We start from the raw sequence: 10,132 nt of genomic DNA, 5'->3' as shown, positions 1-10,132 counted from the left end.
CGTTCAACGTCGAGCTGATCGCTCCCATCGCCATGGAGCTCGGCCTGCGCTTCGCCATCCGTGAGGGTGGCCGCACCGTGGGCGCGGGCGTCGTCTCCGAGATCGTGGAGTAAGCCATGCGAGTGAAGGTCCAGCTCGCCTGCACCAAGTGCAAGCGCCGCAACTATTCGACGATGAAGAACAAGAAGAACACCACGGGCCGCATCGAACTGAAGAAGTACTGCCCGTTCGACAAAGAGCATACGGTTCACAAGGAGTCCAAGTAGGGCCCGGTCCGCGACGCACATAACGTGCTCGTAGACAGGAGACTTTACAGGGGAAGATGCGGGGCCGGGGGCCTCCCGGTCCCGCCTCCCCGACGGCTCCATACGATGCAGGGCAGTAGCTCTAACGGCTAGAGCGCCGGTCTCCAAAACCGGATGTTGGGGGTTCGAATCCCTCCTGCCCTGCCACTTTTTTTCTCCACTCGGAAGGAACCCATGGCGAACCAGAAATCGAGTCACGCCGAGCCCGCCCAGGACGCCGCCAAGAACGGCAAGTCCGCCAAGGGCGCCAAGACCGGCAGGGCCGCCCAGGCGGAACCGGGGAAGATCCAGCAGCTGCGCGAGTTCTTCGACCAGTCCGTCGCGGAGATGAAGAAGGTCACCTTTCCCACGCGCAAGGAGACCGTCGCCACCGGCATCGCTGTGCTGGTGATGGTCGTCTTCATGTCTCTGTTCCTGGGCCTTGTGGATTTCGGCCTGTCCAAGGCCATCGGGGCCATTCTTTCCTAGCGCGGCCCGGCCGCAAGCGAGCATCGGCATGACTGAAGAGATTCAATCCACCCCCAAGGCGCGCTGGTATATCGTGCATACCTACTCGGGCTTCGAGCAGCGCGTGGAGCAGACCATCCGCGAAATGATGCGCACCGGTCAGGACAAGGGCCAGATCGAAGAGGTGGTCATGCCCACCGAGCGCGTCATCGAGCTGGTCAAGGGGGAGAAGAAGACCTCGACCCGGAAGTTCTATCCGGGATATGTGATGCTCAAGATGGTTCTGACCGACGATTCCTGGCATCTGGTGCAGTCCATCCCCAGGGTCACGGGGTTCGTGGGCGGCAAGTCCCGCCCGGCGCCCATGCGCGACAGCGAGGCCGAGAAGATCCTGCGGATGATGGAGCAGCGCCAGGAGCAGCCCCGCCCGAAGTTCAAGTTCGAGCGCGGCGACGAGGTGCGCGTCATCGACGGGCCGTTCTCCGGCTTCAACGGCACGGTCGAGGACGTGAACTACGACAAGGGCAAACTGCGCGTCTCGGTGTCCATCTTCGGGCGGCAGACCCCTGTGGAGCTGGATTTCGTCCAGGTCAGCAAGGGCTAGCCGGGCGGTCCTGGCATCGGGATTTCTTAAGCTGATAAACGATTCGAGGGTGTAACCATGGCCAAGAAAGTTTTGGCGAAAATCAAGCTCCAGATCCCCGCAGGGGCGGCCAACCCGTCTCCGCCGGTCGGTCCCGCACTGGGTCAGCATGGCCTGAACATCATGGAGTTCTGCAAGGCGTTCAACGCCCGGACCCAGGACCAGAAGGGCATGATCATCCCCGTGGAGATCACCGCCTTCGCGGACCGCTCCTTCACCTTCATCACCAAGACGCCCCCGGCGCCGGTGCTGCTGCTCAAGGCCGCCAAGCTGGACAAGGGCTCCGGCGAGCCGAACCGCAACAAGGTCGGCAAGGTGAGCATGAGCCAGGTCCGCGAGATCGCCGAGCTGAAAATGCCCGACCTGACCGCCAAGGACATTGACGCCGCCGTGCGCTCCATCGCCGGCACCGCCCGCAGCATGGGCATCGACGTTATCGAATAGAGGACCAGACTATGCCCAAACACGGAAAGAAATTCAGAAACGCCGCGCAGGCCATCGACCCCGCCGTCAAGTACGAGTTGCCGGACGGGATGAAGCTGGCCGTGGAGGCGTCGTTCGCCAAGTTCGACGAGACCGTCGATGTCGCCATCAACCTGGGCGTCGATCCCAAGTACTCCGACCAGATGGTGCGCGGCGCGGTGACGCTGCCCCACGGCCTGGGCAAGACGGTGCGCGTCGCCGCCTTCTGCCAGGGCGACAAGGAGGCCGAGGCCCGCGAGGCCGGGGCCGACTTCGTGGGCGGCGACGACCTGATCGACAAGGTCAAGGGCGGCTGGCTGGACTTCGACAAGGCCGTTGCCACCCCGGACATGATGGGCAAGGTCGGCCAGATCGGCCGCGTGCTCGGCCCGCGCGGGCTCATGCCCAACGCCAAGACCGGCACCGTGACCTTCGAGATCGCCAAGGCCGTGTCCGAGCTCAAGGCGGGCAAGGTCGAGTTCAAGGTCGACAAGGCCGGCGTGCTGCATGCCCCGCTGGGCAAGGTGTCCTTCGGTCCGGCCAAGCTGCTGGACAACCTGAAGGCCCTTATCGAGCAGGTCAACCGCCTGAAGCCCGCCTCGGCCAAGGGCACCTACATGAAGACCCTGACCGTGGCCACCACCATGGGCCCCGGCGTCAAGGTCGACCCGCTGAGCATCCGCAAGTTCATCGAGGGCTAGCGGATACGAGCGTCGAACCTTTCCGCCCGCGGGCGGGGAGTGACGATACGGCCTGGCGCCGCGGGCGCCGGGCCGGTGTGTGGAGAAGACGAGTCGGAGACAACGGGCGGGGCCATGCCCCTTAATTTCCCGTCGAGACCATGCTTTGGCTCGCCTTCGGTTTGAACCCTCAGTCCAAGGAGAAAGCGGTGAACAGGGCACAGAAAGCTGAAATCATCAGCGATCTGAAAGCCAGGGCGCAAGGCGCCAGCATCGCCATTGTGACGGACTTTCAGGGCCTCAAAGTCGAAGAGCTGACTGAGTTGCGCGTCGAACTGCGCAAGGCGGGCGTCCAGTACCAGGTTGTGAAGAACACCCTGGCCCGCATTGCCATGGAAGGCGGACCGCACGAGGTGCTGAAGGACCATCTCAAGGCGAACTGCGCTGTTGCGTTTGGCTACGAAGACCCGGTGGCCGCGGCGAAGACCATCTCCGAGTTTGCGAAGAAGAACAAGAAGTTCTCGTTCCGCTTCGCCAGCCTGGAGGGCAAGTTCCTCGACGCCGAAGGCGTGAAGGAACTGGCCAAGCTGCCCGGCAAGCCCGAACTGCTTGCCCGACTGCTCGGCACCATGAACGCCGTGCCCACGAACTTCGTGTGTCTGTTTGCGAACCTGCAGCGCAAGTTCCTGTATGCGCTCACGGCCATCAAGGAACAGAAAGAAGCCGCGTAGGTTCCCGGTCCCGTCCCAACAACATTTTTGTGCGCATTTGCGAGCCAAAGCACTGTAAGGAGAAAAGACAATGGCTGACATCACCAAAGATCAGGTTGTCGAGTTCATCGCCAATATGACCGTCCTGGAGCTCTCCCAGTTCATCTCCGAGCTGGAGGAGAAGTTCGGCGTGTCCGCCGCCGCCCCGGCCATGGCCGTGGCCGCCATGCCCGCCGCCGGTGGCGCCGAGGCTGCCGCCGAGGAAGAGAAGACCGAGTTCGACGTCATCCTCAAGGGTGCCGGCGGCAACAAGATCGCCGTCATCAAGGCCGTGCGCGCCCTGACCGGCCTGGGCCTCAAGGAGGCCAAGGAGAAGGTCGACGGCGCCCCCGCCTCCATCAAGGAAGGCGTGTCCAAGGACGAGGCTGCCGAGGCCAAGAAGCAGCTGGAAGAAGCCGGCGCCGAAGTCGAAGTCAAGTAGACATTCCCCCTGGGGGAATCGCGGAGCGCAGCGCCCCGACGGGGCGCTGCGCTCCGTCACTTTTGGAAATCGACACGGGATGAAATTTTCTGCTTGCCCTTTTTTTGGGCCTGGGGTATCTCTGCCCTCTTCGTGTCGTGTGCATCGGGCTCCCACTATCTAAATATGAAACGACCGCAAAGTCACGTTTCTTGGCTGCACTGTGGTGGCACAGGTGCGCTCTCCGCTTGGCGCTCAGGGCTTGGGCGCTTTCCTTTTTTCCGTATAATCGGCTGACCTGCCGCTAGTCCCGCTCCTGGGCCGACTGCGTGCCAGCCCCAGGGCCTTGGTTGAAATATCTCCGTCTGAGAGGGAAAGATGGTCCAGCTTACGAAGAAATTCGGCAAGATCGCCTCGAAGCATCCCGTCCCCAACCTGCTCAATCTCCAGGTGGATTCCTACCACCGCTTCTTGCAGTTCGACCTGCCCCCGGCCGGGCGTCGCGACGAGGGGCTCGAGGGCGTGTTCCGCTCGGTGTTTCCCATCGAGGACTTCAACAAGACCGCCAGCCTGGAATATGTCAGCTACGACATCGGCACCCCCAAATACGACGAGGCGGAGTGCATCTCCAAGGGCCTGACCTTCGAGGCCCCCGTGCGCATCACCGTGCGCCTGGTGGTCTATGACGTGGACGAGGACACCCAGAGCCGGACCATCCGCGACATCAAGGAACAGGACATCTATTTCGGCACCCTGCCGCTGATGACCGACAAGGGCACCTTCATCATCAACGGCACCGAGCGCGTCATCGTCAACCAGCTCCAGCGCTCGCCGGGCATCATCTTCGAGCACGACTCGGGCAAGACCCACTCCAGCGGCCGCGTGCTCTACAGCTGCCGCATCATCCCCATGCGCGGCTCGTGGCTCGATTTCGACTTCGACCACAAGGACATCTTGCATGTGCGCATCGACCGCCGCCGCAAGATGCCCGCCACGATCCTGTTCAAGGCCATGGGCATGACCAGCGCCGAGATCCTGGCCTACTTCTACGAGACCGAGCACTACCGCCTGGACAAGGGGCGCCTGCTGCGCGAGGTCAACGAGGAGCTGTTCAGCAAGGAGACGGCCTATTCCGACGTGACCGCCGCCGACGGCGAGCTGCTGGTGGGCGCGGGCAAGCCCATCAACAAGCGCGTGTGGAAGCTCTTCCTCAAGAAGGGCGTGGAGTGCTACGAGGTCGACCCCGGGCAGCTGGAAACCCTGTTCCTGGCCGAGGACCTGGTCGACCCCAAGACCGGCGAGGTTCTGGCCTCGGCGGCCGAGGCCCTGTCGTCCGAGCTGGCCGAGCGCCTCGAGGCCGCCGGGATCACCCGCCTGCCCGTGCTCTACACCCGCGGGGCCGACCGCTCGTCCTCCATGCGCGACACCCTGATGCTCGACAAGATCGCCGACACCGCCGCCGCGCAGATCGAGATCTACCGCCGCCTGCGGCCCAGCTCGCCGCCGACCCCCGAGATCGCGGCCACCTTCTTCGAGAACCTGTTCCGCAACGCGGACTACTACGATCTGTCCAGCGTCGGCCGCTACAAGCTCAACTCGCGCCTGGGCCTGGACCTGCCCCTGGACCACAAGACCCTGACCAACGAGGACATCCTGCGGGCCATCCGCCACCTGGTGAAGCTCAAGGACACCCGCGGCCCGGCCGACGACATCGACCACCTGGGCAACCGCCGCGTGCGCCCCGTGGGCGAGCTGGTGGAGAACCAGTACCGCATCGGCCTGGTGCGCATGGAGCGGGCCATCAAGGAGCGCATGAGCCTCCAGGAAGTGGCCACGCTCATGCCCCACGACCTGGTGAACCCCAAGCCCGTGGCCGCCGTGCTCAAGGAGTTCTTCGGCACCTCGCAGCTCTCGCAGTTCATGGACCAGACCAACTCGCTGTCGGAAGTGACCCACAAGCGCCGCCTGTCGGCCCTGGGTCCCGGCGGCCTGACCCGCGAGCGCGCGGGCTTCGAGGTCCGCGACGTCCACGTTTCGCACTACGGGCGCATCTGCCCCATCGAGACGCCCGAAGGCCCGAACATCGGCCTCATCGTTTCGCTGACCACGCACTCGCGCGTCAACGACTTCGGCTTCATCGAGACCCCCTACCGCGTGGTGCGCGAGGGGCAGGTCACCGACGAGATCCGCTACCTCGACGCCTCCATGGAGGCCGGCGAGGTCATCGCCCAGGCCAACGCGCTGCTGGACGAGCAGGGCCGTTTCGTCAACCCGCTGATCAACGCGCGCGTGTCCGGCGACCCGACGCTGATGCCCAACGAGGAAGTCACCCTCATGGACATCTCGCCCAGCCAGATCGTGTCCATCTCCGCCGCGCTGATCCCGTTCCTCGAGCACGACGACGCCAACCGCGCCCTCATGGGCTCGAACATGCAGCGCCAGGCCGTGCCGCTGCTGCGCAGCGAGATGCCCATCGTGGGCACCGGCATGGAGCTGACCGTCGCCCGCGACTCGGGGGCCTGCCTGCTGGCCCAGGGCAGCGGCGTGATCCACTTCTCCGACGCCGAGCGCGTGGTGGTGCAGTATGACGACGGCCAGGGCCTGGCCCTGAGCACGGGCGGGGTCAAGAGCTACGACCTGCTCAAGTTCCACAAGTCCAACCAGAACAGCTGCTTTGGCCAGCAGCCCCGCGTCGTCCCCGGGCAGCGCGTGAAGAAGGGCGACGTGCTGGCCGACGGTCCCGGCATCCAGGACGGCGAGCTGGCCCTGGGCAAGAACCTCACCGTGGCCTTCATGCCCTGGTGCGGCTACAACTTCGAGGACTCCATCCTCATCTCCGAGCGCGTGGTCAAGGAGGACGTGTTCACCTCGGTGCACATCGAGGAGTTCGAGCTCGTCGCCCGCGACACCAAGCTCGGGCCCGAGGAGGTCACCCGCGACATCCCCAACGTCGGCGAGGAGATGCTGCGCAACCTCGACGACTCGGGCATCATCCGCATCGGCGCCAACGTGAAGCCCGACGACATCCTGGTGGGCAAGATCACGCCCAAGGGCGAGACGCAGCTGACCCCCGAGGAGAAGCTGCTGCGCGCCATCTTCGGCGACAAGGCCCGCGACGTGAAGAACACCTCCCTCAAGGTTCCGCCGGGAATCGAGGGCACGGTCATCGACGTGAAGGTCTTCAACCGCCGCTCGGGCGAGAAGGACGACCGCACCAAGGAGATCGAGGACTGGGAACTGGCGCGCCTGGACCGCAAGGAGGCCCAGCACGCCGCCGCCCTGGAGGACGCCACGCGCTCGCGGCTGTGGGATCTGGTCCGCGGCAAGCAGGTTTCCTCCAGCATCCCCGGCAAGAAGAAGGGCGATGTGCTGGTCGAGGCCGGGCAGGTCATCGGCGAGGATGTCTACCCCGAGGTGCCGGTCAAGAAGCTGGCCGGGCTGTTCAAGGCCAAGGAAGTCAACGACGCCGTGGGCGAGGTGCTGGACGACTACGCGCGCCAGCTCCGGTTCGTGAAGGAAATCTACGAGACCAAGCGCGGCAAGGTCACCGAGGGCGACGACCTGCCTCCGGGCGTCATCAAGATGGTCAAGGTCTACCTGGCCGTGAAGCGCAAGCTGGCCGTGGGCGACAAGATGGCTGGCCGCCACGGCAACAAGGGCGTCGTGTCCAACATCCTGCCCCTGGAGGACATGCCCTTCTTCGCCGACGGGCGCCCCGTGGACATCGTGCTGAACCCCCTGGGCGTGCCTTCGCGCATGAACATCGGGCAGATCATGGAGACGCACCTGGGCTGGGCCGCCGCCGAGCTGGGCTACCAGCTGGCCGAGCTGTTCGACTCGGGCGCGCATCTGGCCGAGCTGCGCCGCCAGGTCAAGGAAGTCTTCGACTCCGCCGAGGTGTCCGCCCTGGTGGACGCCATGGGCGACGAGGAGCTGGTGGAGACCGTCAAGCGCCTGCGCGGCGGCATCGTCACCCGCACCCCGGTGTTCGACGGCGCCTCGGAGGAGGAGATCTGGGGCCTGCTGGGCAAGGCCGGCCTGCCCGAGGACGGCAAGTCCGTGCTCTTCGACGGGCGCACCGGCGAGCCCTTCAAGAACCGCGTCACCGTGGGCACCATGTACATGCTCAAGCTGCACCACCTGGTCGACGAGAAGATCCACGCGCGCTCCACGGGCCCGTACTCCCTGGTCACGCAGCAGCCCCTGGGCGGCAAGGCCCAGTTCGGCGGCCAGCGCCTGGGCGAGATGGAAGTCTGGGCCCTGGAGGCCTACGGCGCGGCCTACCTGCTCCAGGAGTTCCTGACCGTGAAGTCCGACGACGTGGCCGGACGCGTGAAGATGTACGAGAAGATAGTCAAGGGCGAGAACTTCCTCGAAGCCGGACTCCCCGAGTCCTTCAACGTCCTGGTCAAGGAACTGATGGCCCTGGGGCTGGATGTCCACCTGCACCACGACGAGAAGAAGAAACCCGCCGGGGTTCGGCCGCAGTAGCGATGTCACGACCCGCCGGGCGGCTTCTCTCGCGAAGCCGCCCGGCGATGATCATATTTGAAACCAGCAAGTTCGCGAGGTGGATCAATGTCCTTGGATGATCTGTTCGCCATGAGAGGGAGCGCGGCCGCCGTACAGGGCAGCCGGATGCTCAATTCCATCCAGATTTCCCTGGCCTCGCCCGAGAAGATTCGGGAGTGGTCCTTCGGCGAGGTCAAGAAGCCGGAGACCATCAACTACCGGACCTTCAAGCCCGAGCGCGACGGCCTGTTCTGTGCGAAGATTTTCGGCCCCGTGAAGGACTACGAGTGCAACTGCGGCAAGTACAAGCGCATGAAGCACCGGGGCATCGTCTGCGAGAAGTGCGGCGTGGAGGTCATCGCCTCCAAGGTCCGCCGCGAGCGCATGGGCCACATCGAGCTGGCCGCGCCCGTCGCGCACATCTGGTTCCTCAAGACCCTGCCCTCCAAGATCGGCACCCTGCTCGACATGACCATGGCCGACCTGGAGAAGGTGCTGTACTTCGACTCGTTCATCGTGCTCGATCCCGGCGCCACCAGCCTGACCAAGTACCAGATCATCTCCGAGGAACAGTACTACCAGGTCATGGACCACTACGGCGAGGACGCCGTGAAGGTGGGCATGGGCGCCGAGGCCATTCGCGGCCTGCTGGAGGAGCTGAACCTCGAGGCCCTGCGCGTGGAGCTGCGCGAAGAGTCCCTGGCGACCCGCTCGCAGACCAAGAAGAAAAAGCTGACCAAGCGCCTGAAGATCGTCGAGGCTTTCCTGGAGTCGGGCAACAAGCCCGAGTGGATGATCCTTGAGGTCGTCCCGGTCATTCCGCCCGAGCTGCGGCCCCTGGTGCCCCTGGACGGCGGGCGCTTCGCCACCTCGGACCTCAACGACCTGTACCGCCGCGTCATCAACCGCAACAACCGCCTGAAGCGGCTGCTGGAGCTCGGCGCGCCGGAAATCATCATCCGCAACGAAAAGCGCATGCTTCAGGAGGCCGTGGACGCCCTGTTCGACAACGGCCGCCGGGGCCGGGCCATCACCGGCACCAACGGCCGCCCGCTCAAGTCCCTGTCCGACATGATCAAGGGCAAGCAGGGCCGTTTCCGTCAGAACCTTCTGGGCAAGCGCGTGGACTACTCCGGCCGCTCGGTCATCGTGGTCGGGCCCAAGCTCAAGCTGCACCAGTGCGGCCTGCCCAAGAAAATGGCCCTGGAGCTGTTCAAGCCCTTCATCTACTCCAAGCTGGAGGAGCGCGGGCTGGCCACGACCATCAAGAGCGCCAAGAAGATGGTCGAGCGCGAGGACCTGGTGGTCTGGGATATTCTCGAGGAGGTGGTGCGCGAGTACCCCATCCTGCTGAACCGCGCCCCGACCCTGCACCGCCTGGGCATCCAGGCCTTCGAGCCGACCCTGGTCGAGGGCAAGGCCATCCAGCTGCACCCGCTGGTCTGCTCGGCCTACAACGCGGACTTCGACGGCGACCAGATGGCCGTGCACGTGCCGCTGTCCGTGGAGGCGCAGATCGAGTGCCGCGTGCTCATGATGAGCACGAACAACATCCTCTCGCCGTCCAACGGCTCGCCCATCATCAACCCCTCGCAGGACATCGTGCTGGGGCTGTACTACCTGACCACGCCGCGCTCGTTTGAGCGGGGCGAGGGCATGGTCTTCTCCGATCCCTCGGAGGTCATCGCCGCCCATGATCACGGGGTGGTGGGCCTGCACGCGCGCATCAAGGTGCGCATCGAGGGCAAGATCGTGGAGACCACCACCGGGCGCATCATCGTCAGCGAACTGCTGCCCGAGCAGATGCCCTTTGACATGGTCAACTGCGTGCTCAACAAGAAGAACATCGCCGCCCTGGTCACCGGCGCCTACCGTCTGGCAGGCACCAAGGCCACGGTCATCCTGTGCGACCG

The 10,132-nt window shown here is 64.7% G+C and carries 9 protein-coding genes, 1 tRNA gene and 1 pseudogene; all 11 read left to right on the top strand.

Translation table 11 applies throughout. The features are described from left to right. Window positions 1-113, top strand: a pseudogene (locus tag M0P34_RS09750) (elongation factor Tu); the annotation flags it as partial. 3 nt (window positions 114-116) lie between these two features. Then, window positions 117-266, top strand: coding sequence for a 50S ribosomal protein L33 (rpmG, locus tag M0P34_RS09745; RefSeq protein WP_291498722.1), 150 nt, complete (start codon window positions 117-119; stop codon window positions 264-266). Between the two features lie 109 nt (window positions 267-375). After that, window positions 376-452, top strand: a tRNA-Trp gene (locus M0P34_RS09740). A gap of 27 nt (window positions 453-479) precedes the next feature. Further along, the gene (gene secE, locus M0P34_RS09735) at window positions 480-773 is read left to right on the top strand and encodes a preprotein translocase subunit SecE (RefSeq protein ID WP_291498721.1); all 294 of its coding nucleotides are present in this window, start codon (window positions 480-482) and stop codon (window positions 771-773) included. A 28-nt stretch (window positions 774-801) separates the two neighbouring features. Further along, the gene (gene nusG / locus M0P34_RS09730; RefSeq protein WP_291498720.1) at window positions 802-1,356 is read left to right on the top strand and encodes a transcription termination/antitermination protein NusG; all 555 of its coding nucleotides are present in this window, start codon (window positions 802-804) and stop codon (window positions 1,354-1,356) included. Between the two features lie 57 nt (window positions 1,357-1,413). Then, window positions 1,414-1,839, top strand: coding sequence for a 50S ribosomal protein L11 (gene rplK, locus M0P34_RS09725; protein ID WP_291498719.1), 426 nt, complete (start codon window positions 1,414-1,416; stop codon window positions 1,837-1,839). A gap of 11 nt (window positions 1,840-1,850) precedes the next feature. Further along, window positions 1,851-2,558, top strand: coding sequence for a 50S ribosomal protein L1 (gene rplA / locus M0P34_RS09720; RefSeq protein WP_291498718.1), 708 nt, complete (start codon window positions 1,851-1,853; stop codon window positions 2,556-2,558). A gap of 188 nt (window positions 2,559-2,746) precedes the next feature. Next, complete coding sequence (rplJ, locus tag M0P34_RS09715) at window positions 2,747-3,268, top strand: 50S ribosomal protein L10 (RefSeq protein WP_291498723.1); 522 nt, start codon at window positions 2,747-2,749, stop codon at window positions 3,266-3,268. A gap of 70 nt (window positions 3,269-3,338) precedes the next feature. After that, the gene (gene rplL / locus M0P34_RS09710) at window positions 3,339-3,728 is read left to right on the top strand and encodes a 50S ribosomal protein L7/L12 (RefSeq protein ID WP_291498717.1); all 390 of its coding nucleotides are present in this window, start codon (window positions 3,339-3,341) and stop codon (window positions 3,726-3,728) included. 357 nt (window positions 3,729-4,085) lie between these two features. Further along, entirely contained in the window at window positions 4,086-8,198 is a 4,113-nt protein-coding gene (rpoB, locus tag M0P34_RS09705; protein WP_291498716.1) for a DNA-directed RNA polymerase subunit beta, read from the top strand. 87 nt (window positions 8,199-8,285) lie between these two features. Then, on the top strand, window positions 8,286-10,132 hold a 1,847-nt coding region (rpoC, locus tag M0P34_RS09700; RefSeq protein ID WP_291498715.1), incomplete at its 3' end, for a DNA-directed RNA polymerase subunit beta'.

The organism is Desulfocurvus sp., assembly GCF_023230885.1.
Classification (GTDB): Bacteria; Desulfobacterota; Desulfovibrionia; order Desulfovibrionales; family Desulfovibrionaceae; genus Desulfocurvus.
The sequence above is the reverse complement of the archived record's forward strand: the minus strand, read 5'-3'. Positions and strand labels throughout refer to the sequence as shown.

Bases quoted from the DNA above. Each gene is read 5' to 3' on its own strand.
- secE (WP_291498721.1), top strand. From the start codon at position 480: ATGGCGAACCAGAAATCGAGTCACGCCGAGCCCGCCCAGGACGCCGCC.
- rpmG (WP_291498722.1), top strand. From the start codon at position 117: ATGCGAGTGAAGGTCCAGCTCGCCTGCACCAAGTGCAAGCGCCGCAAC.
- nusG (WP_291498720.1), top strand. From the start codon at position 802: ATGACTGAAGAGATTCAATCCACCCCCAAGGCGCGCTGGTATATCGTG.
- rplA (WP_291498718.1), top strand. From the start codon at position 1,851: ATGCCCAAACACGGAAAGAAATTCAGAAACGCCGCGCAGGCCATCGAC.
- rpoB (WP_291498716.1), top strand. From the start codon at position 4,086: ATGGTCCAGCTTACGAAGAAATTCGGCAAGATCGCCTCGAAGCATCCC.
- rplL (WP_291498717.1), top strand. From the start codon at position 3,339: ATGGCTGACATCACCAAAGATCAGGTTGTCGAGTTCATCGCCAATATG.
- rplK (WP_291498719.1), top strand. From the start codon at position 1,414: ATGGCCAAGAAAGTTTTGGCGAAAATCAAGCTCCAGATCCCCGCAGGG.